27 protein-coding genes and 1 pseudogene are annotated in these 25,071 nt (G+C 64.5%); 21 read left to right on the top strand and 7 right to left on the bottom strand.

Going from position 1 to position 25,071, the window contains the following annotated elements; all coding sequences use genetic code 11:
* Positions 1–235: 235 nt before the first annotated feature.
* On the bottom strand, positions 236–469 hold the full coding sequence (locus tag H6X51_RS14140) for a DUF2789 domain-containing protein (RefSeq protein ID WP_185268148.1): 234 nt from the start codon (positions 467–469) through the stop codon (positions 236–238).
* Positions 470–600: 131 nt separating this feature from the next.
* On the opposite strand from H6X51_RS14140, the gene H6X51_RS14135 reads away from it, so the two are divergent.
* Positions 601–1,107 carry an ankyrin repeat domain-containing protein gene (locus tag H6X51_RS14135; protein ID WP_185268147.1) on the top strand — a complete coding sequence of 169 codons (507 nt, stop codon included), beginning with the start codon at positions 601–603 and terminating at the stop codon, positions 1,105–1,107.
* Positions 1,108–1,111: 4 nt separating this feature from the next.
* On the opposite strand, the gene cadR is transcribed toward H6X51_RS14135, so the two are convergent.
* Positions 1,112–1,573 (bottom strand): Cd(II)/Pb(II)-responsive transcriptional regulator, encoded by a 462-nt coding sequence (gene cadR / locus H6X51_RS14130; protein ID WP_185268146.1) that lies wholly within the window; start codon positions 1,571–1,573, stop codon positions 1,112–1,114.
* A gap of 76 nt (positions 1,574–1,649) precedes the next feature.
* On the opposite strand from cadR, the gene H6X51_RS14125 reads away from it, so the two are divergent.
* The 3 genes from H6X51_RS14125 to H6X51_RS14115 all read left to right on the top strand — a co-directional run bounded on the left by H6X51_RS14125 (position 1,650) and on the right by H6X51_RS14115 (position 7,882).
* Positions 1,650–3,836, top strand: coding sequence for a heavy metal translocating P-type ATPase (locus tag H6X51_RS14125; RefSeq protein WP_185268145.1), 2,187 nt, complete (start codon positions 1,650–1,652; stop codon positions 3,834–3,836).
* Positions 3,837–3,911: 75 nt separating this feature from the next.
* The gene (locus tag H6X51_RS14120; RefSeq protein WP_185268144.1) at positions 3,912–5,576 is read left to right on the top strand and encodes a VRR-NUC domain-containing protein; all 1,665 of its coding nucleotides are present in this window, start codon (positions 3,912–3,914) and stop codon (positions 5,574–5,576) included.
* On the top strand, positions 5,573–7,882 hold the full coding sequence (locus tag H6X51_RS14115; protein WP_185268143.1) for an ATP-dependent DNA helicase: 2,310 nt from the start codon (positions 5,573–5,575) through the stop codon (positions 7,880–7,882). Before H6X51_RS14120 ends, H6X51_RS14115 begins: the two co-directional genes overlap by 4 nt.
* Here the strand turns inward: H6X51_RS14115 and H6X51_RS14110 are convergent.
* On the bottom strand, positions 7,861–8,103 hold the full coding sequence (locus H6X51_RS14110; RefSeq protein ID WP_185268153.1) for a hypothetical protein: 243 nt from the start codon (positions 8,101–8,103) through the stop codon (positions 7,861–7,863). The genes H6X51_RS14115 and H6X51_RS14110 overlap by 22 nt on opposite strands.
* A 40-nt stretch (positions 8,104–8,143) precedes the next feature.
* Entirely contained in the window at positions 8,144–9,037 is an 894-nt protein-coding gene (locus H6X51_RS14105) for a DMT family transporter (RefSeq protein WP_185268142.1), read from the bottom strand.
* Positions 9,038–9,223: 186 nt separating this feature from the next.
* On the opposite strand from H6X51_RS14105, the gene H6X51_RS14100 reads away from it, so the two are divergent.
* The 3 genes from H6X51_RS14100 (at position 9,224) to H6X51_RS14090 (ending at position 11,397) form a co-directional block, all read left to right on the top strand.
* Positions 9,224–10,330, top strand: a complete 1,107-nt coding sequence (locus H6X51_RS14100) for a mechanosensitive ion channel family protein (RefSeq protein ID WP_185268152.1) — start codon at positions 9,224–9,226, stop codon at positions 10,328–10,330.
* 26 nt (positions 10,331–10,356) lie between these two features.
* Complete coding sequence (locus H6X51_RS14095) at positions 10,357–10,821, top strand: META domain-containing protein (RefSeq protein ID WP_185268141.1); 465 nt, start codon at positions 10,357–10,359, stop codon at positions 10,819–10,821.
* Between the two features lie 123 nt (positions 10,822–10,944).
* Entirely contained in the window at positions 10,945–11,397 is a 453-nt protein-coding gene (locus tag H6X51_RS14090; RefSeq protein WP_185268140.1) for a VOC family protein, read from the top strand.
* Positions 11,398–11,418: 21 nt separating this feature from the next.
* Here H6X51_RS14090 and H6X51_RS14085 read toward each other — a convergent pair whose 3' ends face one another.
* Positions 11,419–12,039, bottom strand: coding sequence for a LysE family transporter (locus tag H6X51_RS14085; protein ID WP_185268139.1), 621 nt, complete (start codon positions 12,037–12,039; stop codon positions 11,419–11,421).
* A 176-nt stretch (positions 12,040–12,215) separates the two neighbouring features.
* On the opposite strand from H6X51_RS14085, the gene H6X51_RS14080 reads away from it, so the two are divergent.
* From H6X51_RS14080 to H6X51_RS14070, 3 genes are all read left to right on the top strand, one after another.
* Positions 12,216–12,485 (top strand): YebG family protein, encoded by a 270-nt coding sequence (locus H6X51_RS14080; RefSeq protein ID WP_185268138.1) that lies wholly within the window; start codon positions 12,216–12,218, stop codon positions 12,483–12,485.
* A 401-nt stretch (positions 12,486–12,886) separates the two neighbouring features.
* Positions 12,887–13,441, top strand: a complete 555-nt coding sequence (locus H6X51_RS14075; RefSeq protein ID WP_185268137.1) for an RcnB family protein — start codon at positions 12,887–12,889, stop codon at positions 13,439–13,441.
* Between the two features lie 250 nt (positions 13,442–13,691).
* A complete protein-coding gene (locus H6X51_RS14070) occupies positions 13,692–14,843 on the top strand; it encodes an NnrS family protein (protein WP_185268136.1) in 1,152 nt (383 codons plus the stop codon).
* A gap of 6 nt (positions 14,844–14,849) precedes the next feature.
* Here H6X51_RS14070 and H6X51_RS14065 read toward each other — a convergent pair whose 3' ends face one another.
* Positions 14,850–15,314, bottom strand: coding sequence for a DUF2147 domain-containing protein (locus H6X51_RS14065; RefSeq protein ID WP_185268135.1), 465 nt, complete (start codon positions 15,312–15,314; stop codon positions 14,850–14,852).
* 43 nt (positions 15,315–15,357) lie between these two features.
* Positions 15,358–15,666 (bottom strand): antibiotic biosynthesis monooxygenase family protein, encoded by a 309-nt coding sequence (locus H6X51_RS14060; protein WP_185268134.1) that lies wholly within the window; start codon positions 15,664–15,666, stop codon positions 15,358–15,360.
* 117 nt (positions 15,667–15,783) lie between these two features.
* Here H6X51_RS14060 and H6X51_RS14055 point away from each other — a divergent pair, with 117 nt between their 5' ends.
* The 11 genes and pseudogenes from H6X51_RS14055 (at position 15,784) to H6X51_RS14005 (ending at position 25,070) form a co-directional block, all read left to right on the top strand.
* Positions 15,784–16,038, top strand: coding sequence for a GlsB/YeaQ/YmgE family stress response membrane protein (locus H6X51_RS14055; RefSeq protein WP_185268133.1), 255 nt, complete (start codon positions 15,784–15,786; stop codon positions 16,036–16,038).
* A 141-nt stretch (positions 16,039–16,179) separates the two neighbouring features.
* Positions 16,180–18,228 (top strand): methionine--tRNA ligase, encoded by a 2,049-nt coding sequence (gene metG / locus H6X51_RS14050; RefSeq protein WP_185268132.1) that lies wholly within the window; start codon positions 16,180–16,182, stop codon positions 18,226–18,228.
* A gap of 256 nt (positions 18,229–18,484) precedes the next feature.
* A complete protein-coding gene (gene rsxA, locus H6X51_RS14045) occupies positions 18,485–19,069 on the top strand; it encodes an electron transport complex subunit RsxA (RefSeq protein ID WP_185268131.1) in 585 nt (194 codons plus the stop codon).
* A gap of 2 nt (positions 19,070–19,071) precedes the next feature.
* A complete protein-coding gene (gene rsxB / locus H6X51_RS14040; RefSeq protein ID WP_185268130.1) occupies positions 19,072–19,647 on the top strand; it encodes an electron transport complex subunit RsxB in 576 nt (191 codons plus the stop codon).
* Positions 19,647–21,374 (top strand): annotated as a pseudogene (rsxC, locus tag H6X51_RS14035) (electron transport complex subunit RsxC); the annotation flags it as partial. The gene rsxB and the pseudogene rsxC, both read left to right, overlap by 1 nt.
* Positions 21,375–21,379: 5 nt before the next feature.
* Positions 21,380–22,456 carry an electron transport complex subunit RsxD gene (gene rsxD, locus H6X51_RS14030; protein ID WP_185268128.1) on the top strand — a complete coding sequence of 359 codons (1,077 nt, stop codon included), beginning with the start codon at positions 21,380–21,382 and terminating at the stop codon, positions 22,454–22,456.
* A complete protein-coding gene (rsxG, locus tag H6X51_RS14025) occupies positions 22,453–23,103 on the top strand; it encodes an electron transport complex subunit RsxG (RefSeq protein ID WP_185268127.1) in 651 nt (216 codons plus the stop codon). The genes rsxD and rsxG overlap by 4 nt, the downstream gene beginning before the upstream one ends.
* Positions 23,096–23,812 carry an electron transport complex subunit E gene (locus H6X51_RS14020; RefSeq protein ID WP_185268126.1) on the top strand — a complete coding sequence of 239 codons (717 nt, stop codon included), beginning with the start codon at positions 23,096–23,098 and terminating at the stop codon, positions 23,810–23,812. Before rsxG ends, H6X51_RS14020 begins: the two co-directional genes overlap by 8 nt.
* Before the next feature lie 2 nt (positions 23,813–23,814).
* Complete coding sequence (nth, locus tag H6X51_RS14015; protein ID WP_185268125.1) at positions 23,815–24,450, top strand: endonuclease III; 636 nt, start codon at positions 23,815–23,817, stop codon at positions 24,448–24,450.
* A 107-nt stretch (positions 24,451–24,557) separates the two neighbouring features.
* On the top strand, positions 24,558–24,740 hold the full coding sequence (locus tag H6X51_RS14010) for a PA3496 family putative envelope integrity protein (RefSeq protein WP_185268124.1): 183 nt from the start codon (positions 24,558–24,560) through the stop codon (positions 24,738–24,740).
* A gap of 111 nt (positions 24,741–24,851) precedes the next feature.
* A complete protein-coding gene (locus H6X51_RS14005) occupies positions 24,852–25,070 on the top strand; it encodes a DUF2061 domain-containing protein (protein WP_185268123.1) in 219 nt (72 codons plus the stop codon).
* The last annotated feature ends 1 nt before the right edge of the window (position 25,071 follow it).

Below are 25,071 nucleotides of genomic sequence, written 5' to 3'. Positions count from 1 at the left end.
CCGAAAGGTCGGAAGCGACGCTAGCCCCTCCACCCTGACAGGTCCCATTTTGGACCTGCAGGAAAACCATACAAGCGGCGCCCCGCCGCGATGCGGCCTGCCAGCCTCCATCGCCACGAGGCGCGGCTCCCACAGGAACGGCCATCTCTTCGTCATTGCAACCAAAGGGCGTGGCAATCCATGGGGGCCGGCGACTCCCACAGGAGTGGGAGGAGCTGCTGTAGTCCAGCGTCTGCTATTGCTCATGCAGGCGCGCATTGAGCTGGTCGACCAGGGGTGCCCACTCGGCATCCTCGCGCATTTCTTCCTTGAGAAAGGTGGCCTGGGCCGGGGTCCAGAACGGAGCATCGATCAGTTTCACGTCCTGCGCCAGGGCGTGGCTGGCGAAAAACGCATCGATATCCTCAGGCCGGGAAGACAGGCCGAGCTGTTCGAACAACGCGCCAAGATCATGGTTCGGCAATTCCATAGGTATCTCCTCTGATGGCTGGTCACTCTGTTCATTAAAGCAGACCCTGGGGTTTCAGCCCGCCGAGGGGTGACCGATGCTCACAGCCGGTGCACAATCAGGCTTTGTCTTTGCTCAAGGAAAACCACAGCATGACTGACCGCCCCGACCTGGACGATGAGACCCTGGCCTTCGCCGAGCGCATGTTCGACCTGGCCCGCCATGGTGATGCCGAGCAACTGAGCACCATGCTCGATGCCGGCCTGCCGGCCAACCTGTGCAACAGCAACGGCGACAGCCTGCTGATGCTGGCCAGCTACAATGGCCATCTGCCGGCGGCGCAGGCGCTGCTGGAACGCGGTGGCGATCCGGAGCTGGCCAACCAGCGCTGCCAGACGCCGCTGGCCGGGGTGGTGTTCAAGGGCGACCTGGACATGGTCGAGCTGCTGCTGCGCCACGGCGCCGACGTCAACGGTTGCCCGGTGGGCGGCAAGACGCCGCTGATGTACGCGGCCATGTTCAATCGTCTGGACATGCTCGAACGCCTGCTGCAGGCCGGTGCCGACCCGCGGCGGACCGATGCCGAGGGGCACACCGCGCTGGACCTGGCGCGGGCCATGGGCGCCAGCGAGGCACTGGCCCTGCTCGAAGCACGCTGAACCCTCATTCGCCGCCGGACAGCTCCCGGTGGCTGGGTCCGACATGGGATGCCGCGTGCCCGGCGGGGAAGCTGTCACTGGTGGTCAGTTGCTGGAGAATCTGGCAGTCGGCGCTGCCGTGCTCCTCGGTACAGCGCTGGCGCAACTCCGTCAGTTGCCGGTGCAGCGCCTGCAGGATCTCGATCCTCGCCGTCACATGGGCGATATGCTCATCCACCAGTTCGTTCACCCCGGTGCAGTCCTGGGTCGGATGATCGCGGTAGTCGAGCAACTGGCGCACCTCGTCCAGGGTCATGTCCAGTGCCCGGCAGTTGCGGATGAATGCCAGTCGCTCGGCATGCACCGCTGTGTACAGGCGATAATTACCCTCGCTGCGCTCAGGCGGCGGCAGCAGGCCCGCACGCTCGTAATAGCGGATGGTGACCACCTGGCAGTGGGTCATTTTCGCCAGTTCGCCTATCTTCATCTGTTATCCCCTCACCGGCTGTTGACTCTATAGTCGCTATAGGGTGTTCACTGCACCATAGCAAAGGAGAACAACCATGACCAACTGCTGTGGTAACCACCCGTCAAGCACCAGGACCGCACCGGCGGCAGTCGCCGTTGCCGCTCAGCCGACGGCGGGCAATGGCCTGTCGAGCACTTTCCGCATCAGCGAGATGGACTGCCCGACCGAGGAGCGGCTGATCAGCGACCAGCTGTCCGGCCTGCCAGGCATCTTCGGCCTGCAGTTCAATCTGCTGGACCGTACGCTGACCATCGACCACGCCCCGACGGCGCTCGACAACGCCCTGCGGGCCATCCGTGCGCTGGGTTTCACTGCACAACAGGTACGCCCCGGACAGGCCGACAGTGCCGAGACCCAGACACCGCCCACCCATTGGTGGCGGCTGGGGCTGGCCGGCAGCGGCGCGCTGCTGGCGGAGGCGCTGCACTTCAGCCAATGGGGTCCGGACTGGCTGGTCGCGCTGCTGGCCATCGCCGCCATCGCCCTGTGTGGGCTGGGCACCTACACCAAGGGCTGGATCGCGCTGAAGCATCGCAACCTCAATATCAACGCGCTGATGAGCATCGCGGTCACCGGCGCCGTGCTGATCGGCCAGTGGCCGGAGGCGGCCATGGTGATGTTCCTGTTCGCTGTTGCCGAGCGCATCGAGGCACGCTCGCTGGACCGGGCGCGCAATGCCATTCGCGGCCTGCTCGACCTCACTCCGGACACCGCCACCGTGCAAGATGAGGACGGCCACTGGCATCCGCGCAGGGTAGCCGAGGTCGGCATCGGCAGCCGGGTGCGGGTGCGCCCCGGCGAGCGCATCGGCCTGGACGGCACAGTGCTGCAGGGCCATTCCGCAGTGGACCAGGCGCCGATCACCGGCGAGAGCCTGCCGCTGGAAAAAGCCCCAGGCGATGCCCTGTTCGCCGGCACTATCAACCAGACCGGCGAGCTGGAGTTCGAGGTCACCGCACCGGCCAGCGATACCACCCTGGCGCGCATCATCCATGCCGTCGAACAGGCCCAGGGCTCGCGCGCACCGACCCAGCGCTTCGTCGATCGCTTCGCGCGCATCTATACCCCGGTGGTGTTCGCCTTCGCCCTGGCGGTGGCGGTATTGCCCCCGCTGCTGATGGCCGCCGACTGGCTGGAGTGGGTCTACCGGGCGCTGGTACTGCTGGTGGTGGCCTGCCCCTGCGCACTGGTCATCTCCACCCCGGTGAGCATCGTCAGCGGTCTGGCCGCGGCGGCACGCAAGGGCATCCTGGTCAAGGGCGGCGCCTACCTGGAGAGCGGCCGCGGCCTCACCCACCTGGCGCTGGACAAGACCGGCACCCTGACCCACGGCAAGCCGGCGCAGACCGATTTCCAGCTGCTGGCCGACGGCCCGGCCGAGGCCTGGCGCGCCATCGCTGCCAGTCTGGCGCAGCGCTCGGACCACCCGGTATCCCAGGCCATCGCCCGGCAGGCGGCAGGCGATGCGGTGCCGCTGCACGAGGTGGAACAGTTCAGCGCCCTGCCCGGTCGCGGCAGCCGTGGCTGCATCGACGGCACCCGCTACCACTTGGGTAATCACCGCCTGCTGGAGGAACTCGGCCTGTGCTCGCCGGCCATCGAAGCGCAGCTCGACCGGCTGGAGCGCCAGGGCAAGAGCGTGGTCATCCTCAGCGACCAGAGCCGGGCGCTGGCGCTGTTCGCGGTCGCCGATACGCTCAGGGACACCAGTCGGCAGGCGATCGCCGAGCTGCATGCGCTCGGCGTGAAGACGCTGATGCTCAGCGGCGACAATCCGCACACCGCCGCGGCAATCGCCGCCCAGGTCGGAATCGACGAGGCCAAAGGCGATCTGCTGCCGAGCGACAAGCTGGCCAGTATCGAGGCGCTGCTCGATGCCCGTCACTGCGTGGGCATGGTCGGCGACGGCATCAACGACGCCCCGGCCCTGGCCAAGGCCGATATCGGCTTCGCCATGGGCGCGATCGGCACCGACACCGCCATCGAGACCGCCGACGTGGCGATCATGGACGATGACCTGCGCAAGATCCCCGCCTTCATCCGCCTGTCGCGGCAGACCTCGGCGATACTGATGCAGAACATCGTGCTGGCGCTGGGCATCAAGGCGCTGTTCCTGGTGGTCACCCTGGCCGGCCTTGCGACCATGTGGATGGCGGTGTTCGCCGACATGGGCGTGAGCCTGCTGGTGATCCTCAACGGGCTGCGCCTGCTGCGCAAGTGAGCGTGTCGATACGGGCATGGTGACGTTCGTCGCCGCCGGCTTGAACTGCCGGCGGCGCAGCGGGCAGAATACTGTATGCCCAACCAGCCAACCCCCACCAACGAGCCCGCTGCCCAGCCGCAGCCCTTCTACTACCTGGACAACTTCCAGCAGGCACTGGACTGGTTGCGCGAGCGCTATGCCGACCTGTTGGATACCGGGGAACGAGCCTTTATCGAACAATTCGGGCAATTGCCACGACCGTCCAGGGCGCTGCTGGTGCGGCTGATCATGCGCAAGGGGCCGCACTTTCGCGCCGCCCAGCTGCGCTACCCGGAGATCGGCGATATCGACCAGGCGGCGCAGCCCCTGCTCGCACACGGCTGGCTGTGCGCTGCCCAGCCGCTGGACGCCGAGCAGTTAGGGCAGTTGCTGCGCAAGGACGAACTCATCGCTCTGCTGCCCCCGGCGACCGGGCTGCGCACGCTGCGCAAACCCGAGCTGCTGGAACGGCTCTGTGCCCTGAACACCGGGCCGCGCCCCTTCCGACAATGGTGCCCGGACAGCAGCGAACAGCTGTTGAGCGTGCTGGTCGGCGAGCTATGCGAGCGGCTGCGGCTGATGTTCTTCGGCAACCTCAGCCAGGGCTGGGAGGAGTTCGTGCTGGCCCAGCTGGGCATACTGCGCTATGAATCCGTGCCCCTGACCAGGGAGTCGCGGGGCTTCAGTTGCCGCGCCGACCTGCAGCTGTACCAGCATCTGCACAACTGCCGCAGCCTGCTGGAACAGGGCCAACCGGTCGCCGACATTCTGCAATTGCTCGGCGAGCCCCGCTGCGACAATCCCTGGCTGCACAGCCGCCATGCCCGCCTGCTGTTCCAGCTGGCGCGGCAACTGGAGCGCGAAGCCGCGCCCGAGGCAGCGCTGCAGCTGTACCAGCGCAGCGGCTGGAAGGGTGCGCGCCAGCGGCAGATCCGCATCCTGGAAAAACTCCAGCAGCATGCGCAAGCCCACAGCCTGGTCGAGGCGGCGTTGCAGGCCCCGGAAGATGATGCCGAGCTGCAGCTGGCTCTGCGCGCCCAACGGCGCCTGGCGCGCCGGCTGGGCTACCTCCCGCAGTCGGTGACAGCCGAACCCGACAACCGGCGTATCGACCTGAGCCTGCCAGGCCCACACCCGCTGGGGGTGGAACATGCGGTGGGCGAACATCTGGCCAGCGCGCAAGCCCCGGTACATTACGTGGAGAACACGCTGGTCACCGGCCTGTTCGGCCTGCTGTGCTGGGAGGCGATCTTCGCCCCCGTGCCCGGCGCCTTCTTCCATCCCTTCCACAGTGCACCGGCGGACCTGCACAGCCCGGACTTCCACAGCCGCCGGCATGCGCTGTTCGCCGCCTGCCTGGCCCGGCTCGACAGCGGCGACTACCAGCAACATATCCGCCGGACCTGGCAGGCCAAACAGGGTATCCAGACGCCCTTCGTCAACTGGGCAGTCCTCAGCGAGGAACTGCTCGACCAGGCATTGCACTGCCTGCCCGCCGCGCACCTGCGGCTGTGGTTCCAGCGCCTGCTGCTCGACCTGCGCGGCAACCGCGCGGGCATGCCGGACCTGATCCAGTTCTGGCCGGCCGAGCGGCGCTACCGCATGATCGAGGTCAAGGGCCCGGGCGACCGCCTGCAGGACAACCAGCGGCGCTGGCTCGCCTTCTGCGCCCGGCACGGCATGCCGGTGGAGGTCTGCTACGTGAGCTGGGCGCCATGAGCTATCGCATAGCGGTACGCGCCCTGTGTGAATTCACCGCCCGCGAAGGCGACCTGGACCTGCGCTTCACCCCGGCGCCCAGCTCCCAGGAAGGCATCGCCGGGCACCAGACGGTGGTGGCGCGGCGCGCTGCCGGCTACCTGAGCGAATTGCCGCTGGCCGGCGAATACCGGGGGCTGCTGGTCAGCGGGCGCGCCGACGGCTACGACCCGGCACGCAACCTGTTGGAAGAGATCAAGACCCACCGCGGCGATGTCGGCCGCATCGCGCAGAACCAGCGCCTGCTGCACTGGGCCCAGGCCAAGGTCTACGGCTGGCTGCTGTGCGCCGAGCGTGGTCTCGACGCCATCGACCTGGCACTGGTCTACTACAACGTCATCAGCCAGAAGGAAACCGCCTACCGCGAGCGTTTCAGTGCGCAGCAGCTGCGCGACTTCTTCGAGCTGCAGTGCCAGCGGTTTCTCGACTGGGCGCAGCAGGAAAGCGCGCACCGCGCAGCCCGGGACAGCGCCCTGCAGCAACTGCGCTTTCCCTGGCCTGAGTTTCGTACCGGCCAGCGCCAGCTCGCCACCGCGGTGTACCGTGCGGCCCGCGATGGCCACTGCCTGATGGCCCAGGCCACCACCGGCATCGGCAAGACCCTGGGCACGCTGTTCCCCCAGCTCAAGGCCTTTCCCGGGCAGCAACTGGACCGGCTGTTCTTTCTCACCGCCAAGACACCCGGGCGGCAACTGGCGCTCGATGCCCTGGCCACCCTGCGTACACAACAGCCGGACATGCCGCTGCGGGTGCTGGAGCATGTCGCCCGCGACAAGGCCTGCGAGTTCCCGGAGCGGGCCTGCCATGGCGACTCCTGTCCGCTGGCCCGCGGCTTCTACGACCGCCTGCCGGCAGCACGCCAGACCGCGGTGGCGCGCCGCTGGCTGACCAGGCAGGCGGTGCGTGAAGTCGCCCTGCAGCACCAGGTCTGCCCCTACTACCTGAGCCAGGAGCTGTGTCGCTGGGCGGACGTGGTGGTCGCCGACTACAACTACTACTTCGATATGAGTGCCCTGCTCTACAGCCTGACCCTGGTCAACGACTGGCGCGTGACCCTGCTGGTCGACGAGGCGCACAATTTGATCGAGCGCGGGCGCGGCATGTATACCGCCGAGCTGGACCAGGGTCGCTTCCAGGCGCTGCGCCAGCTCGCCCCCAGCGGGCTGAAGAGCGCGCTGGACCGGGTCAATCGCCACTGGAATCACCTGCACCGGGAGCAGCAGGCGGACTATCAGGTCCATCCCACCCTGCCCGACCTGCTGCTGCTCGGCCTGCAGAAACTGGTCGGCGCCATCACCGACCACCTGACCGATCAACCGGAGGGCAACGACCCGGCGCTGCTGCGTTTCTATCTCGACGCCCTGTCGTTCTGCCGCCTGGCCGAGCACTATGGCCCCCACTCGCTGTTCGATGTCAGCCTGCGGCGTGCCGGCCGGCGCCGACTGTCGACCCTGTGCCTGCGCAATATCCTGCCGGCGCCCTTTCTTGCCGCGCGCTTTGCCGTCGCCCACAGCACCACGCTGTTCTCTGCGACCCTGAGTCCCTGGCACTACCATGTGGACCTGCTGGGGCTGCCGGAGGACACCCACTGGCTGGATGTCGATTCGCCGTTTCGCGCCGAGCAGTTGCAGGTACGCTTTACCCGCAATCTATCGACCCGCTACCAGCACCGCGCTGGCAGCCTGCAGCCGATCTGCGAACTGATCGCCGGGCAGTTCGCCGAGCGCCCCGGCAACTACCTGGCGTTCTTCAGCAGCTATGCCTATCTGCAGCAGGTCCTCGACCTGTTCCGCACGCTGTGGCCCGACATACCGGTGCGCGAGCAGTCACGCCAGATGGACGAAGCCGAGCGCGAAGCCTTCCTCGATGGCTTTACCGAGGACACCCGCTGCGTCGGTTTCGCGGTGCTGGGCGGCGCTTTCGGCGAAGGGATCGATCTGCCGGGCAAGCGCCTGGTAGGCGCCTTCATCGCCACCCTGGGCCTGCCCCAGGTCAATCCGGTCACCGAGCAGATCAGGCAACGGATGCAGACTATGTTCGGCAGCGGCCATGACTATGCCTGCCTGTATCCCGGCCTGCAGAAGGTGGTACAGGCCGCCGGCCGGGTGATCCGCAGCCCCGGGGACCAGGGCGTGATCTGGTTGCTGGATGACCGCTTCGGTCAGCCGGCGGTGCAGCAACTGCTGCCGCGCTGGTGGCGGGTGCAGGGCCATCGCCTGGAGCAGCGAGCGGCCCCGAGCACGACTCAGGCGCTGTTTCCCGGATAAGCGTCCGCCGCCCGCTGCAGCCATGCCTCCAGCTCCCGACGACCGACCTTCAGGCGCTGCGCCTCGGTCAGTTGCGCGAGCATGTAATCGCGCTTGGCCTGGTCCTCGCCGGCCATGGACAGCGCCAGGTCGCGGTTACTCCAGCGCCGGATGCGCACCATCAGCCACCAGTGGAAGTACAGGCCGCTGATCACGGCGAAGGCGATAATGAAGTATTCCAGCATGGCTGCCCTGCTCTGTTGAAAATGACCGGCGATTCTATCAGGGTACAGTCGCGCCTGCCCTGGCCCGCGGTTGGTAGAACATCACCACATTACCCAGCAGGATAAGCACCAGCCCGAACACCGCCGCGCCGCTCCACTGGTAACCCTCGAACAGCGTGGACATGCCCAGGGCGATCAACGGGAACATCACCGTGGTGTAGGCCGCCGGCCCGGCGCCGATGCGGCCGACCAGCGAGAAGTAGGTGGCGAAGCCGACGATCGAACCAATCACCGCCAGGTACAGCAACGAGCCAATATAGGCTGGCGTCTGTTCGATGGCGAAAGAGGCGCCGGTCAGCAGCGCCAACACCAGCATCACCAGCGCACCATAGCCCATGGCCCAGGCGTTGGTGGTCAACAGGTTCAGCCGGCGCTGCTGGAAGCGCACGCTGATCATGTTGCCCAGTGAAAAACCGTAGGTGCCCAGCAGGCTCAGGCCGATACCGATGAGCGTGCCGCTGGATACCTGCTCGTCGGTCAGGTCGTGCCAGAACAGGCTGACGATACCGGCCAGGCCCAGCAGGTTGGCCAGCATCAGCCGCGGAGTGATGCGCCGGCCGAAGAAGATCACGCCATTGATCGCGTTGAACACGATGGCCAGCGAGAACAGCACCGATTCCAACCCGCTGTTGATATAGGCATTGGCGGTGTAGAAACAGACGAAGTTGAAACCGAATACGCACATGCCCTGCAGCAGGCAGAAGCCATGTTCCGAACGGCTGAGCCGTTGCAGACGACCGCTGAACCCCAGCACCAGCAACATCAACCCGGCGGCGATGGCGAAGCGGTAGAACACCGAGACCAACACCGGCACCGGACCGGTCTGCAGGCTGATGGCGATCCAGGTGGTACCCCAGATCAGCACAGTCGCAGCATACAGGAACACATTCATTCATCGCCCCACAGCACAAGTTGAAAAGGGTCTCGCCAGCGCTACCACAGGAAGCGGCAGCCAGTCAGCGGCACACAGCATACACCGCGACATGCCGAATCTGCTGGAACTAATCCGGCCGCGCAGCAACAGAAATAATTAGGGGCTTCCCAGGCCCTGCCGAACAACCGACTGGAGATTACCATGCTGTATTGGGACGTCCTCACCGATCGCTCGCTCTGGCTGCAACTGGGCATTCTGGTGGCCGTGACGCTTGGCACCTACCTCATCCTGTCCATTGCACTGCGTGTCCTGAGCCGCCACTTTCTGCAGCGCGACCGAAAATCCCATTCAAGGGTATTCTATTTCGCCTCCGAGCTGCTGCGCTCGACCAGCCATCTGCTGCTGCTCGCCTTCGCCCTGATGCTGGGCCTGAAGAGCGTCGAACTGTCGCCACGCTGGGAGCAGGCCATGTCCCATGGCTGGTTCATCGCCCTGGCCTTCCAACTCGCGCTGTGGGCCGACCACGCGGTGCAGCTGTGGACCACCAGCCTGAACCGCGACGGCAAGGCGCGCAACCCGGTGACCACCACGCTGATCGGTATCATGGTACGGCTGGTGATCTGGACGGTGATGCTGCTGTCGATCCTCGCCAACCTCGGGGTGGACATCACCGCCATGATCGCCAGCCTCGGCGTCGGCGGTATCGCCATCGCCCTGGCGGTACAGACGCTGCTCAGCGACATGTTCGCCTCCATGTCGATCGGCATCGACAAGCCGTTCGAGATCGGCGATTTCGTGGTGTTCGGCGAGGTTGCCGGCACCATCGAGCATATCGGCCTGAAGACCACCCGTATCCGCGCCCTGAGCGGCGAGCAGATCGTCTGCGCCAACGCCGAACTGCTGGCGCAGACCCTGCACAACTACAAGCGCATGGATACCCGGCGCATCGTCTTCACCTTCGGCATCAGCCCGCATACGCCGACCGACAAGGTGCGCGAGGTCAGCGCCCAGGTGAAGAACATCATCGATAACGCCGACAAGACCCAGTTCGATCGCGCGCACTTCTTCGCCTTCAACGAAAGCCAGCTGACCTTCGAAGTGGTGCATATAATGCAAACCGCCGACTACAACCAGTACATGGACGTCCAGCAGGAGATCAACCTGCAACTGCTGCAGAGCCTGCGTGACATGGACGTACACCTGGCCTTCCCGATCCGCCGGGTGGAGTTCAATGGCGGCAGCCTGCCGGAGATCCAGGTCGCCGGTGTGCCGCAGACGGCTCGACCAGCGAGCCGCAGTAGTGCAGGATAGGAACCGAACTTTCTCCCGGAGATGACATGAATACAGCCACATTTCGCCGCCTGCTTCCCGCTTCGCTGGCACTGGCCCTGCTGATCGGCGGCTGCAACGGCAACGACACCAACACGAACGCGGTATCGATCGAGACCCTCACCGCCCAGCCATGGTCCCTGGTCGAGGCGACCGATGCCGAGGGCCTCGCGGCCACGGACCTGACCGGCGGCGACCGGCCACCCATCGAGTTGAATTTCCAGCCCGAGCGCATGGGCGTCAGCAATGCCTGCAATGGCATGGGCGGCGACTACGAGCTGGAAAACAACACCCTGAAGGTCGGCCAACTGGTGCAGACCATGATGGCCTGCGAGCCAGCCCTGATGGCCCGGGAAAACACCATCAAGACCTACCTGCAACAGCCGCTGCAAGTGCAGTTCGATGACAATGGCTCGCGCCTGACACTGAGTGGTGATGCCGGCGTGCTGGTGTTCCAGCCAGCCACACCCTGATCATCCTGCCAACCGGCCCGCTACGGCGGGCCGGTACTACCGCCCATCCGCCCACCTGAACTCCGCCCAGCGTCATAAATCAACAATGGAACCATCACTCTGCAAGCAGCGAGGGCGAGAACCATGACGCAAGCATCCGCTCCCAAGGCACCGACCAGCCTGGCCATCTACCTCACTTTCGCCGGCAACTGTCGCGAGGCCCTGCAATTCTATGCCCTTGAACTCGGCGGCACCCTCGGCACCATCCATAGCCATCGGGACGCACCAGAAGGCACCGGTGTGCCGGACAGCTGGCTGGACAAGGTGCTGCACGGTGAAGTCACCATCGCCGACCGGGTACTGATGGGCTCCGATGCACCGCCCGGCGCCTACCAGGCGCCCCAGGGCGTATTCGTGCAGATGCATTATGACGACCTGCTGAAGGCCGAGCAGGTCTACAACCGGCTGTCCGATGGCGGGGTTACTCGAATGCCCTTTGGTCCGAGTTTCTGGGCCCAGGGTTTCGGCATGCTCACCGATCGTTTCGGTATCGGCTGGATCATCACCAGCGGCTTCATCGAGCAGGAAGACTGGTAACCACGGCCAGGCAACTGCGTTTCAAACCCGGCGCACCGTCGCCAGCAGGCCGGCGGCAATCCCGTACATCACGGCGAAGCTGCGATTGAGCAGGCGCTGCTGGCGTGGCGAGTCCAGCAGCCGCATGGCCTTGGCGGCCATCCCGGTATAGCCGGCCATCACGATCAGGTCGACTATCACCATGGTCAGCGCCATGACCATATACTGGATCAGCAATGGCCGGCCCGGATCAATGAACTGCGGCAGCACTGCAAGGATGAACACGATCGCCTTGGGGTTGCTGATATTGATCACGAAGCCCCGTAGCACCAGGCTCAGCGGGCGGCCGATCGGCCGGGGTTGCAGGCTCATCTCCTGGGTCGGTGCCCGCCACTGCCTGATCGCCAGGTACAGCAGGTAGCCCACACCGAACCACTTGATCAGAGCGAAGCCCAGCGCCGACGTGGCCAGCAGCGCGCCCACCCCTGCAGCGACGATGACGATCTGCAGCAGCAGCGCCAGCTGCAGACCCAAGGCATTCCAGTAGCCCCTGGCAAAGCCGTAGTTCAGGCCGCTGGCCATGGACGCCACCGCCCCGGCCCCCGGTGTCAAACTGATGATCCAACAGGCCACGAAAAAGGCCAGCCAGCTTTCGATACTCATGGGTGTTCGCTCTGGAAATAAAGGGAAAGACTCATTGTGATCGTGATGGTAACAAAGCCGAAACGCGGGCAGGCGAATAAAAAGCCAAAACTGTATACGCATACAGTATAATGCCACCAGCATGCGGCAGACTGATCGCATGGACCAGGAAACCATCTTCAAGCCAGGGGTAAGAAATGGCCGTTGAAATAGTGTACCGAAGCAGCAGAGACCCGGAGCGCCTGTTCATGGATAAAGCCGAAGCCGATCGTCACGACAAGATGCTGGAGCTGGCCGAGCGGCTCGGAGAAGTACTGCTCAAGGCAGTGCCTTCGCTCACCGAAGTGCAGGCCGAAGAGGCGGGAATCTACATGGCGAAACACCGCGAGCTGTTTGCCAAGGCGTTTCGCGGCAGCCCCGATGTACTGGCCACCCTGCAGGAAGAAGGGGAACAGGAACCAGCCTGAACACCCTCGATCTGCCACCGCGCAAGGACGGTGGCTCCAGCCGCTGTTATTGATACATCCAGAAGTTGGGGTGTTCTTCGACGCTTTTGGTCGGTGGGTTATTGCGAGGTCGGGTAAAGATACGCTTGATGATGCTCATAGGACGAATTCCATGGTTGATTGCTTCGATGGACGCCATCATCCCGACTCCGCCCTGATACATGAAATAAATTGACTCTATGCCTCTGATTGAACAACTTTCGTAAGCAAGGCGCTGGCCTCGACAATGCTTGAGTAAATCCGGGTAAAGCTGTCTTTACAAAGCCCAAAGCGCGGGAGAGCTGTCCTATGCTGGGGCTGCGCTGCCAGGGAATTTCAGGCGCCAGGATCACTCTAACGGTCATCGCTTCGAGGGTATCGCCATGAAAGTTCTTGTTCGCCTCACCATCGCCCTGCTTGCCACCACGGCACTCTTTGCCGTGGCCGCCCATGCCGCTCCGGCCTCCTTTGCAGCGGGTCAGTCACATGATCAGCGCAAGGCCTTCAAACAGCAGCAGCACGAGCGCGACCTGCGTCGCCAGCATATGCAGCGGCACGACTCCAGGCGCCATGGTCAGCAGCACCCCGGCTCCGGCTATCGTCCCCGGGACCATGCGCATCCGCCCGGCCATCGCCAGATATACCAGCAACGACATCAGTACCAGCAGCGCAAACCGCCACACCGTGACCAGTTGCGTCGGCAGATCCACCAGAGCCGTTACCATCAGATCGGCCGCGGACCGGCACTGCCGCCCCATGTGCACCTGGTAGTCGGCCGCCCGATGCCGCATGGCTGGGCCCATCCTCTTGCCCCGGCCCATGTCCGGCACCTGCCGCACTATGCCGGCTATGAATGGCGCCGCGCCGGCAGCGACCTGATCCTGGTCGCTGTCACCACCGGGCTCATCTATGCCATCGTCGACAATGTACTGAACTAAACCGGCCCATGGTCCCCTTCCGTCACCCTTCGCTTCACTCCCGTCATCCTGCGCCGCACTCCCGCCATCCGTCGCCTTACTCCCGTCATCCTTCGCGAAGGCGAAGGATCCAGGGGTGCCGGCAGCCCCGGAGTGGCCGGTGGATCCTTCGCCTTCGTGAAGGATGACGAGGTAGAGAGCAATTCCCCCTGTTTCAGGTCAGCCCAGCATGAGCTAGCATCCGGCTATACCTTTCAACACCCGCAGACCAATGCCAGCACCCACCAAATACCCGGCCTTTGCCCTGTTCTTCCCCATCGCAGCCCTGCTCGCCAGCATCGCCGTGCCGCTATCGGTCTGGGCCACGCTGTCCGGCAGCGGCTGGCCGCCCGGTCTGGTCGGTTCCGGCCATGGTCACGAGCTGATATTCGGTTTTGCCCTGGCGCTGATTGCCGGCTATACCCTGGGCCCGCAGCCATGGAAAGTGCTCTACCTGCTGCTCGGTCTGTGGCTTGCAGCGCGGCTGGCGCATGTGTTGCTGCCCAGCAGCTGGTTGGCGCTGCTGTTGCCGGCAGTGTTCGCGCTGGCACTGGCCCGGCAGGTGGTGCCGCGCTTCAGCGCGGCGAAGCAGTGGCGCAACAGGGTCACCGCTCCGCTGATCCTGACCCTGTGCCTGCTGCCGCTGTTGTGGCTGGTACTGTTGTTGGCATGGCGCCATTGGCCGGAACTGGCGCGCGGCATTACCCTGGATACCAGCCGGCTGATGCATGCCGGCGTGCTCTGCCTGTTATTGCTGATGAGTTTTATCGGCGGCCGGCTGATCGCACCGGCGGCGGCCATTACCCTGGAACAACGTGGGGTGGAGCTCAAGGCCCGGCTGCAGCCGCGCATGGAGGCGGCGCTGATCATCCTGCTGGGGCTGGCGATCATCGCCCTGCTGCTGCCCTGGCCCGGCCATGCGTTCAGTTATCGCGGGGCCGGTCTGTGCCTGGTGGCCGGTGGGCTGGTGCTGGCAGTGCGCGGTCTGCGCTGGCAGCTATGGCGCTGCACTACACGGCCTGATCTGCTGGCCTTCGGCGTCGGGTATGCCTGGCTGGCGCTGGGCAGCCTCGCCACCGGCCTGGCCTTCATCAACCTGACCACCGCCACCCCGGCGCTGCACCTGATCACCGTGGGTGGGCTGGGCACCCTGTCGACCAGCGTGATGCTGCGGCTGTACTTCCAGCGCACCAGCAAGACGCCCCCGCCCACCGCCTGGGTAGCCGGCATCACCCTGCTGATCGCCACCGCCAGCATCACACGCTTTCTCAGCGGCCCCACGCCTTTTGCCCAACCGCTGCTGCTGAGCCTGTCCGCGGCGTGCTGGGCACTGGCCTACCTGCTGCTGGCGGTCAAGATGCTGCGGTTGCGCAAGCGGCTTTGAGGATGGCTACGGCTGCAGCGGCTCGGTCTCCTGCGCACGGGTCCAGGTCGAGGTACGACCGAACAGCGGGGCGCCGACGAAGCCGCGCAACTTCAGCACGTCCGGCTCCTCCAGGGTGATCTTGCCCTGGTAGGTCTTGCCACTCTCCGGGTCATATACCCGGCCGTCCTTCCAGGTCTTGCCATCCCCGGCCGGCTGCATATCCCAGAGAATGCGCAACCCCTGCACCGGGCGGCTGCGCAGGGTCTCATCCGGATTGTGTCGATCCAGCTTGGGCAACCCATCCACGTCCAGCGGCTCGGCCAGCCAGACCAGGTCACCGCACAGCTTGTCCGCGCAGGCACTGATTTCCACCTGCCCCTGGTGGTCTTCGGTGTTCCACAGCCCGGTCGGTTGTGCCAGGACCTGGCTGGCGGCCAGCATCCCGGTCATCAGCAATGCCGGCGATAACCCCCGCGGCAGGCGTTTCATGCTTCGCTCCTTTTCAATGGTCTGCCCAACATGCTAACGGACATCATTCCGGTCGGACCACCCACTCTGGGTCCTCGAACTCGCCAATGGGGCGAATCTCGCAGAACGGCGCGGCGCTCCTGATGATCGCCGCCACCGTGGGATCATGCTGGCCCTCCATGGCATCGCGCTGCGCCTTGCTGTCCCAGCTGGCGATGGCGATCAGCATGCGTGGATCGCCGATCTTGCGATGCAGTTCGGTGCCCCGTGCCCCCGGGGCACGCTGGATGATCTCGCTGGCACGCACCCAGGCATCGGCATAGTCCTCGGCGCGATGCCCCTCCCTGATATGTACTTCGAAGATATATTTCATGCCGCCCTCCGTAACTACCTGTCCTGAGTCTAGTTGAAGCTGCAGCTCCGACAGGCAGGCCGGGGACTTATCTGCTTTACTGGATCGTACTCACAACAGCAGGAAGAGGTGTTACCCATGAGCTGGATCGTTACCCTGATCATTGGCGGTATTGTTGGCTGGCTGGCCAGTATCATCATGAAGACCAACGAGCAGATGGGGCTGATCGCCAATATCATCGTCGGCATCGTCGGTTCCCTGCTGGGCTTCTGGATTGCCGGCCTGCTGGGTATTGCCGCCGGTGGCATGATCATCCGCTTCATCATCGCCATTGCCGGTGCCGTATTGCTCATCTACATACTGCGGGCGCTGGGGCTATTCAAGAAAGCCTGATTTCCCGTTTCAAGCAGCGCTGATGGCAGCCCCAATCGCCATCAGCGCCTGACCCGGTGCAGGTCAATCGAGTGACCTGCACCGCCCAAACAGGTACAATTACCGGCTTTGATCCGTTCACCCAACAGAAGCCGAGTGTCCATGTCCAGCAACCTCAAGCAACGCCAGATCCTCGTTACCAGCGCCCTGCCCTACGCCAACGGTTCGATCCATCTGGGGCATATGCTGGAATATATTCAGACCGACATGTGGGTGCGCTTCCAGAAGCTGCGCGATCACCAGTGCATCTATGTCTGCGCGGACGACGCCCACGGCTCGGCCATCATGCTGCGTGCGGAGAAGGAAGGCATCACCCCGGAGCAGCTGATCGACGCGGTCAAGGCCGAGCACACCGCCGACTTCGCCGACTTCCTGGTGGATTTCGACAACTACTACTCGACCCATTCGCAGGAGAACCGCGAGCTGTCCGAGCTGATCTATGAAAAGCTCAAGGCCAACGGGCACATCAGCACGCGCTCGGTGACCCAGTATTTCGACCCGGAAAAGGGCATGTTCCTCGCCGACCGCTTCATCAAGGGTACCTGCCCCAAGTGTGCGGCCGAGGATCAGTACGGCGACAACTGCGAAAAGTGCGGCGCCACCTACGAGCCGACCGAGCTGAAGGACCCGCGCTCGGCGATCTCCGGTGCCACGCCGGTACTCAAGGACTCCAAGCACTTCTTCTTCACCCTGCCCGACTTCCAGGACATGCTCAAGCAGTGGACGCGCAGCGGTACTCTGCAGGACGCGGTCGCCAACAAGATCGCCGAATGGCTGGACGCCGGCCTGCAGGAGTGGGACATCAGCCGTGATGCGCCCTACTTCGGCTTCGAGATTCCCGGTGAGCCGGGCAAGTACTTCTACGTCTGGCTGGATGCCCCGGTGGGCTACATGGCCAGTTTCAAGAACCTCTGCGCGCGCCGCCCCGAGCTGGACTTCGACGCCTTCTGGAACAAGGATTCCGAGGCCGAGCTGTACCACTTCATCGGCAAGGACATCATCAACTTCCATACCCTGTTCTGGCCCGCCATGCTGGAGGGCGCCGGCTACCGCAAGCCGACTGGCGTCAACGTGCATGGCTACCTGACGGTCAATGGCCAGAAGATGTCCAAGTCCCGCGGCACCTTCATCAAGGCGCGCACCTACCTGGATCACCTGTCCCCGGAGTACCTGCGCTACTACTACGCCAGCAAGCTCGGACGCGGCGTGGACGACCTGGACCTGAACCTGGAAGACTTCGTGCAGAAGGTCAATTCCGACCTGGTCGGCAAGGTGGTGAACATCGCCAGCCGCTGCGCCGGCTTCATCCACAAGGGCAACGCCGGCCGGATGACCGCCGCCAACCCGGCACCGGAGCTGACCGACGCCTTCGCCTCGGCCTTCCCGTCGATCGCCGACGCCTACGAGAAGCGCGACTTCTCCCGCGCCATGCGCGAGATCATGGCGCTGGCCGACAAGGCCAACGCCTGGATCGCCGACAAGGCACCCTGGGCCCTGAACAAGCAGGAAGGTAAGCAGGACGAGGTGCAGGCGATCTGCTCGCTGGGCATCAACCTGTTCCGCCAGTTGGTGATCCTGCTCAAGCCGGTGCTGCCGAAGCTGGCCGCCGACGCCGAAGCCTTCCTCAACCTGCCGCCACAGCAATGGAGCGACCTCGGCGAGCTGCTCGGGGAACACCAGCTGAATGCCTTCCAGCCACTGCTGACCCGCATCGAACCGGCCCGCGTCGAGGCCATGGTGGAAGCCTCCAAAGAGGACCTGGCCGCCACCGACAGCAGCGCGCCCGCCGGCAACGGTGAGCTGGTCAAGGACCCGCTGGCTGAGGAAATCGACTTCAACACCTTCGCCGCAGTGGACCTGCGGGTGGCGCTGATCGAGAAGGCCGAATTCGTCGAAGGCGCGGACAAGCTGCTGCGCCTGACCCTGAATATCGGCGATGCGACCCGCAATGTGTTCTCCGGCATCAAGAGCGCCTACCCCGACCCGGCGCAGCTGGAAGGCCGGCTGACCTTGTATGTGGCCAACCTGGCGGCGCGCAAGATGAAGTTCGGGGTCTCCGAGGGGATGGTGCTGGCTGCTGGTCCCGGGGGTGAGGAGATTTATCTGTTGAGCCCGGATGCGGGTGCCAGGCCGGGGCAGCGGGTGCGTTGACGGGCTCTTTCCCCCTCTCCCCAGCCCTCTCCCGCGAGGGGAGAGGGAGCGGGTTTGTACACTCTGGAGCTACTTTATCTTCCTGCACCAAATGGGTATTCCGAATACAGCATGGCTGACTGCGCACGCAGGCTGCTCCCGCCGAGCATGAGCCATACTTCATGATTGAGTCCATGCACAGGCTGCCCCCTCTCCCCTCGCGGGAGAGGGCTGGGGAGAGGGGGAAAAGCGATGACAACGAGAACCAGACCCGATGATGACTGAATTCATCCTGATCCTGCTCAGCACCATCCTGGTCAACAACTTCGTCCTGGTGCAGTTTCTCGGCCTGTGCCCGTTCATGGGCGTGTCCGGCAAGCTGGAGACCGCGCTCGGCATGTCGATGGCCACCACCTTCGTGCTGACCCTGGCGTCGATCCTCAGCTACCTGACCTACCAGTACATCCTGCTGCCCTTCGAGCTGGAGTTCCTGCGTACCATTTCCTTCATCCTGGTGATCGCCGTGGTGGTGCAGTTCACCGAGATGGTGGTGCACAAGACCAGCCCGCTGCTGTACCGCGTGCTGGGTATCTTCCTGCCCTTGATCACCACCAACTGCGCGGTGCTCGGGGTGGCGCTGCTGATCACCAACCGCGCCGAGCAGACCTTCCTCACCGCTGCCACCTACGGCTTCGGTGCGGCACTGGGTTTCTCGATGGTGCTGATCCTGTTCGCCGGGCTGCGTGAGCGCATCGCCATTGCCGATGTGCCCATGCCCTTCCGCGGCGCAGCGATCGGCATGATCACCGCCGGGTTGATGTCCCTGGCCTTCATGGGCTTCACCGGACTGATCAGGATCTGAGCATGGCGATCATCCTTACCGCGGTACTGGTACTGCTGCTCCTGGCGCTGGTCTTCGGCGCCGTGCTGGGGTACGCCGCGGTGCGTTTTCGGGTCGAGGGCGATCCTATCGTCGAGCAGATCAACGCGCTTCTGCCGCAGACCCAGTGCGGGCAGTGCGGGCACCCCGGCTGCAAGCCCTATGCCGAGGCCATCGCCAACGGCGAGCCGATCAACAAGTGCCCGCCCGGCGGCGAGGCGACCATCCAGGCGCTGGCCAATCTGCTGGATGTGGAGCCGCTGCCGCTGGATGGCGAGCACGGCGAGGAAAAACCGCCCACAGTGGCCTATATCCGCGAGGCGGAGTGCATCGGCTGCACCAAGTGCATCCAGGCCTGTCCGGTGGATGCGATTCTCGGCGCGGCCAGGCAGATGCACACGGTCATCGTCGATGAATGCACCGGCTGCGACCTGTGCGTGGAACCCTGCCCGGTGGATTGCATCGATATGCTGCCGCTGCCGGTGACCACCCAGAACTGGCGCTGGAATGCACCTCAGCCACTGGCCGGCAGCTTCGGCTCGCAGCGGGGTGTCGCCTGATGAGCACCCAACCGCGTATCTGGGATATGCCCGGCGGTATCCATCCGCCGCAGAACAAGGCCCAATCGACCGCTCGCGGGCTGGAGCGCATCCCCCTGCCCAAGCGCCTGATCCTGCCGCTGCTGCAACATATCGGCCGCCGCGCCGAGCCGATCGTCCAGGTTGGCGAGCGGGTGCTCAAGGGCCAGTTGCTGGCCTCCAGCCATGGCCAGTACAGCTGTCCGCTGCATGCCCCGACCTCGGGCACCATAGTTGCCATTGAGGACGCCCCCTACCCCCATGCCTCGGGCCTGACGGAGCCGGCCATCATCCTCGACAGCGACGGCGAAGATCGTCGGATCGAGCTGCAACCGGTGGCCGATTATCGCAGCCTCGACCCGGTGGATGTGCTCGACCTGATCCAGGCTGCCGGTATCAGCGGCCTGGGTGGAGCCGGCTTTCCGACCGCGACCAAACTGCTGTCGCGCCCGGATCACCGGATCAGCACCCTGATCATCAATGCTGCCGAGTGCGAGCCCTACATCACCTCTGACGACATGACCATACGCCATTACCCGGCCCGGATCGTCAGCGGCATCGAAGTACTGATGCATATTCTCAAACCCGACCAGGTACTGGTCGGCATCGAGGACAACAAGCCCGAAGCTATCGCCGCCATGCGCGCCGCGGCACAGGACACCACGATCCAGATCATCGCCATCCCGACCAAGTACCCCTCCGGCGGCGAGAAACAGCTGATCCAGATCCTCACCGGCAAGGAAGTACCCAGTGGCGGACTGCCGGCAGACATCAGCGTGCTCTGTCAGAACATCGGCACCTGCCTGGCGATCCACGAAGCCATTCTGCTTGGCCGCCCGATGATCAACCGCATCGTCACGCTGACCGGCGCAGCTCTGCAACGCCCAACCAACGTGATTGCACCGATCGGCACCCCTATCCATGAGCTGCTGGCCTTCGCCGGCCTGCAGCCCGAGCGCCTGCATCGGCTGGTGCTGGGCGGGCCAATGATGGGTTTTACCGTGGACAGCGCCGCGCCGATCATCAAGACCAGCAACTGCCTGCTGGCCGCTACCCGCGAGGAACTGCCGCCGCCCCCGCCGGCGCTGCCCTGCATTCGCTGCGGCCTGTGCGCCGAGGCCTGCCCCGTCGAACTCCTGCCGCAACAGCTGCACTGGTTCGCCATGGGCAAGGACTACGCGCAGCTGCAGCGCCACGACCTGTTCGATTGTATCGAATGCGGCGCCTGTGCCTACGTCTGCCCCAGCAGCATCCCGCTGGTACAGTACTTCCGCGCCGGCAAGGCAGAGATGCGCGCCATCGAGCAGCAGCACAGTCGCGCCGAGCACTCCCGGCAACGCTTCGAGCACCGCCAGGAGCGGCTGCAGCGCGAAGCTGAACAGCGCGAACAGGAGCGCCAGGCGCGAGCCGAGAAAGCCGCCCGGGCTAAGGCCGCTCGCGAAGCCCAGGCCGCCAGAGCGCAGCTTGCCGAGCCCCCGACAGCAGCCCCGGACCTGGCCCGCATCCAGTCGCGCAAGGTCAGCACTCTGAGCGCGGAACAGAAGCAACTGAAGGTCGCCGCCGCCACCGCCCGCATGGCCTTGCAGCGGGTGCAGAAGCAACTGGCGACCAACCCCGACAATACCGACATGCAGAAACAACTGCCGGAGCTGGAGCAGGCCTTCGCCGAGGCGCAGCAGGCATTCGAGCAGGCGACCACCCAGGAGGCCCGCTGATGGCCGTCAGCCCCCCGATCAGCTCGCCCCACGCGCTGGGCAGCAACCGTACCCGCAATATCATGCTGCAGGTGCTGCTGGCCACCCTGCCCGGCGTCCTGCTGCTGACCTGGTTCTTCGGCTGGGGCACGCTGATCAATATCCTGCTTGCCGGCAGCTTCGCCATCGCCATCGAGTCCGCCATCCTGCGCCTGCGCCAACGCCCGGTGGCCTTCTACCTGAACGATGGCAGCGCCCTGGTCACCGCCTGGCTGCTGGCACTGGCGCTGCCGCCCTATGCGCCCTGGTGGCTGGTGCTGGTCGCCAGCGGCTTCGCCATGGTCTTCGGCAAGCACCTGTATGGCGGCCTGGGCCAGAACCCGTTCAACCCGGCGATGCTCGGCTATGCCATGGTGCTGGTGTCCTTCCCGGTGGAAATGACCAGCTGGCCGGTATGGCGCGGTATCGAGCAGTTGCAGCCGGCGCTGACGCCGACCCTGGGCCTGATCGATGGCCTGCAACGGGTATTCGCCCCCGCCAGCCTGCCCACCGATGGCTGGACCAGCGCCACCGCACTGGACCTGCTGAAGAACAACAGCGCCCTGACCCTCGACGAATTGCGCGCAGCGCAGCCGGCCTTCGGCAGCATGGCCGGGCGCGCCTGGGAGTGGATCAGCCTCGCCTGGCTGGCCGGCGGCCTGTTCCTGCTGTACCGGCGGGTCTACACTTGGCACGCCCCGGTCGGCATGCTCGCCGCCCTGGCGGTGATGAGCCTGCTGTTCTGGAACGGCTCGGGCTCGGCCTCCAATGGCTCGCCGCTGTTCCACCTGCTCGGCGGGGCGACCATGCTGGGCGCCTTCTTCATCGTCACCGACCCGGTCAGCGGCGCCACCAGCGCACGTGGACGACTGGTGTTCGGCGCCGGGGTCGGCATCCTGGTCTACGTCATCCGGGTGTGGGGCAACTACCCCGATGCGGTAGCCTTCGCCGTACTGCTGATGAACCTGTGCGCGCCGACCATCGATTACTACACCACACCGCGCACCTACGGCCACAGCAAACCCAAGCGCGGCCTGGGCAAGGTGGATCAGCCATGACCGCAGCGACGCCTGGCCGCTCCATCTTGCGCAACAGCCTGATCCTCGGCCTGTTCGCCATTTTCACCGTGGGCCTGATCGCCTTCATCCAGCAGGCTACCAGCGAACGCATCGCCGCCGAACAGCAGCGCATGCAGATGCGCGCGCTGAATGAGATTCTGCCCGACGACCAGCATGACAATGACCTGCTGCAGGATACCTTCAGCATCGATGACCGCCGTTACCTGCAGCTGCCGGCACCCGCCACCGCCTGGCGTGCCCGGCGCAGCGGCGAGGTCATCGCGGTGATCCTGCCGGTGGTGACCCAGGACGGCTACAGCGGCCGCATCGACCTGCTGGTCGGCATCCGCGCCAATGGCGAACTGGCCGGGGTGCGCGTGGTCAACCATCGGGAAACACCCGGTCTGGGGGACAAGTTCGAGGTCGCCAAGGGCAACTGGATCTTCAGCTTCGACGGCAAGAGCCTGAGTATGCCCGCGCCCGAAGGCTGGGCGGTGCGCAAGGATGGCGGCGAGTTCGACCAGTTCACCGGCGCCACCATCACCCCGCGCGCCGTGGTCCAGGCGATCTACCAGGCGCTGCGCTACTTCGAGGAGCAGCGCGGCGAGCTGCTGCAACTGAGCGAACAGGAGTCGACCCATGACTGACAAACGCTTCTCCGAACTCGCCGCTGACGGCCTGTGGCACAACAACCCTGGTCTGGTGCAGTTGCTCGGCCTGTGTCCGCTGCTCGGCGTCAGCAGCAGCGCGGTCAATGCCCTGGGGCTGGGCGTGGCGACCATCCTGGTACTGGTCTGCTCCAACGTCTCGGTCTCGCTGATCCGTCATGCGGTGACCGAGGCGGTACGCCTGCCGGCCTTCGTCATGATCATCGCCGCGGTCACCACCTGCATCGAACTGCTGATGCAGGCCTATACCTACGAACTGTTCCTGATCCTCGGCATCTTCATTCCGCTGATCGTCACCAACTGCATTATCCTCGGCCGCGCCGATGCCTACGCGGCGAAGAATCCGGTGCTACCGGCGGCGGTGGACGGCTTCATGATGGGCCTGGGCTTCGCGCTGGTACTGCTGGTACTCGGCATGCTGCGCGAGCTGGTCGGCCAGGGCACACTGTTCGCCAACATGCATCTGCTATTCGGCCCGATCGCCGCCGACTGGACCCTGGTGGTGTTCGCCAACTACAAGGAGGTGCTGCTGGTCATACTGCCGCCCGGCGCCTTCCTGTTCATGGGCCTGCTGATCGCCCTGAAGAACCTGATCGACAATCATATCAAGGCCCGCATGGCGGCGCGCGACGATGTACCCGTCGCCGCCGGCAGCAAGCGGGTCCGCGTTACCGGAACCATCAACTGACGATGAACAAAGAAAAGCGTTATGAAATCTTCCGTCGGCTGCGTGAGGACAATCCGCACCCGACCACCGAACTGAACTTCGACTCGCCCTTCGAGCTGCTGATCGCCGTCATCCTCTCGGCCCAGGCCACGGATGTCGGCGTCAACAAGGCGACCGCCAGGCTGTTTCCAGTAGCCAACACCCCCGAGGCGATCCACGCCCTGGGCGTGGAGGGGCTGTCGGAGTACATCAAGACCATCGGCCTGTACAACAGCAAGGCGAAGAACGTCATCGAGACCTGCCGCATCCTGGTCGAACAGCACGGCAGCCAGGTGCCGGATGACCGCGCCGCACTCGAAGCGCTGCCGGGCGTCGGCCGCAAGACCGCCAACGTGGTGCTCAACACCGCCTTCGGCCATGCGGTGATGGCGGTGGATACGCATATCTTCAGGGTCAGCAACCGCACCGGCATCGCCCCGGGCAAGAATGTGCTGGAAGTGGAGAAGAAACTGATGCGCCACGTGCCCAGGGAGTTCCTGGTCGATGCCCACCACTGGCTGATTCTGCATGGCCGCTATGTGTGCAAGGCGAGAACCCCACAGTGCGGCAGCTGCCGGATCGAAGACCTGTGTGAATACCGGCACAAGACATCGGATTGACATCATCAGCAAAATGCCATCCATCCATAAAAAAATTCTATTTCCGCTTCCCCTCGACTCCCGCTATAAGGTGCGCAAATGGCAACCTTCAATAGCGGAGTGGAGTTATGGCCAAAGCAAAAACCGATATCGAACTGGATGAAGACGACTTCGTTGTGGACGATGACGACAGCGCCGAGACCGAGGCGCTGAACAGCAAATCCAACCTGACCAGGCGCCGGCAGATCGACGACTACCTGGAAGAACGTCGGCTGCAGAAAGAACTGTCCGACTACGACTTCGACCTCTGATTGAACACGCCAATCAGCACGATTGGCAAAGACTGTTTCGACCCTGCAAGCGGCGCACTTAAGATAGCATTCAAACGGGAATGACTCCCATTATTGCTAACGAGGTGCGCCATGACCAAGACCTTCACTTTTGCCGCCATGCATTTCACCATCGCCTTCGGCGTGGTGTACGCCATGACCGGCAGCCTGTTGCTCGGCGGCGCCGTCGCGCTGGTCGAACCAGCGCTCAACACCGTAGCCTTCCACTTTCATGAAAAGGTCTGGAAACGCCTGGAGCAACGGCGCAGTCTGCAGGCCGGTCTCAACCTGCCGCCGGTGTTCCGCGCCTGAA

The sequence above is a fragment of the Halopseudomonas xiamenensis genome (assembly GCF_014219065.1).
Classification (GTDB): domain Bacteria; phylum Pseudomonadota; class Gammaproteobacteria; order Pseudomonadales; family Pseudomonadaceae; genus Halopseudomonas; species Halopseudomonas xiamenensis.
Note: the sequence above shows the minus strand (reverse complement) of the source record. Positions and strands in the feature narration are given on the sequence as shown.

Bases quoted from the DNA above. Each gene is read 5' to 3' on its own strand.
- H6X51_RS14140 (WP_185268148.1), bottom strand. From the start codon at position 469: ATGGAATTGCCGAACCATGATCTTGGCGCGTTGTTCGAACAGCTCGGC.
- H6X51_RS14135 (WP_185268147.1), top strand. From the start codon at position 601: ATGACTGACCGCCCCGACCTGGACGATGAGACCCTGGCCTTCGCCGAG.
- cadR (WP_185268146.1), bottom strand. From the start codon at position 1,573: ATGAAGATAGGCGAACTGGCGAAAATGACCCACTGCCAGGTGGTCACC.
- H6X51_RS14125 (WP_185268145.1), top strand. From the start codon at position 1,650: ATGACCAACTGCTGTGGTAACCACCCGTCAAGCACCAGGACCGCACCG.
- H6X51_RS14120 (WP_185268144.1), top strand. From the start codon at position 3,912: ATGCCCAACCAGCCAACCCCCACCAACGAGCCCGCTGCCCAGCCGCAG.
- H6X51_RS14115 (WP_185268143.1), top strand. From the start codon at position 5,573: ATGAGCTATCGCATAGCGGTACGCGCCCTGTGTGAATTCACCGCCCGC.
- H6X51_RS14105 (WP_185268142.1), bottom strand. From the start codon at position 9,037: ATGAATGTGTTCCTGTATGCTGCGACTGTGCTGATCTGGGGTACCACC.
- H6X51_RS14095 (WP_185268141.1), top strand. From the start codon at position 10,357: ATGAATACAGCCACATTTCGCCGCCTGCTTCCCGCTTCGCTGGCACTG.
- H6X51_RS14090 (WP_185268140.1), top strand. From the start codon at position 10,945: ATGACGCAAGCATCCGCTCCCAAGGCACCGACCAGCCTGGCCATCTAC.
- H6X51_RS14085 (WP_185268139.1), bottom strand. From the start codon at position 12,039: ATGAGTATCGAAAGCTGGCTGGCCTTTTTCGTGGCCTGTTGGATCATC.
- H6X51_RS14080 (WP_185268138.1), top strand. From the start codon at position 12,216: ATGGCCGTTGAAATAGTGTACCGAAGCAGCAGAGACCCGGAGCGCCTG.
- H6X51_RS14075 (WP_185268137.1), top strand. From the start codon at position 12,887: ATGAAAGTTCTTGTTCGCCTCACCATCGCCCTGCTTGCCACCACGGCA.
- H6X51_RS14070 (WP_185268136.1), top strand. From the start codon at position 13,692: ATGCCAGCACCCACCAAATACCCGGCCTTTGCCCTGTTCTTCCCCATC.
- H6X51_RS14065 (WP_185268135.1), bottom strand. From the start codon at position 15,314: ATGAAACGCCTGCCGCGGGGGTTATCGCCGGCATTGCTGATGACCGGG.
- H6X51_RS14060 (WP_185268134.1), bottom strand. From the start codon at position 15,666: ATGAAATATATCTTCGAAGTACATATCAGGGAGGGGCATCGCGCCGAG.
- H6X51_RS14055 (WP_185268133.1), top strand. From the start codon at position 15,784: ATGAGCTGGATCGTTACCCTGATCATTGGCGGTATTGTTGGCTGGCTG.
- metG (WP_185268132.1), top strand. From the start codon at position 16,180: ATGTCCAGCAACCTCAAGCAACGCCAGATCCTCGTTACCAGCGCCCTG.
- rsxA (WP_185268131.1), top strand. From the start codon at position 18,485: ATGACTGAATTCATCCTGATCCTGCTCAGCACCATCCTGGTCAACAAC.
- rsxB (WP_185268130.1), top strand. From the start codon at position 19,072: ATGGCGATCATCCTTACCGCGGTACTGGTACTGCTGCTCCTGGCGCTG.
- rsxD (WP_185268128.1), top strand. From the start codon at position 21,380: ATGGCCGTCAGCCCCCCGATCAGCTCGCCCCACGCGCTGGGCAGCAAC.
- rsxG (WP_185268127.1), top strand. From the start codon at position 22,453: ATGACCGCAGCGACGCCTGGCCGCTCCATCTTGCGCAACAGCCTGATC.
- H6X51_RS14020 (WP_185268126.1), top strand. From the start codon at position 23,096: ATGACTGACAAACGCTTCTCCGAACTCGCCGCTGACGGCCTGTGGCAC.
- nth (WP_185268125.1), top strand. From the start codon at position 23,815: ATGAACAAAGAAAAGCGTTATGAAATCTTCCGTCGGCTGCGTGAGGAC.
- H6X51_RS14010 (WP_185268124.1), top strand. From the start codon at position 24,558: ATGGCCAAAGCAAAAACCGATATCGAACTGGATGAAGACGACTTCGTT.
- H6X51_RS14005 (WP_185268123.1), top strand. From the start codon at position 24,852: ATGACCAAGACCTTCACTTTTGCCGCCATGCATTTCACCATCGCCTTC.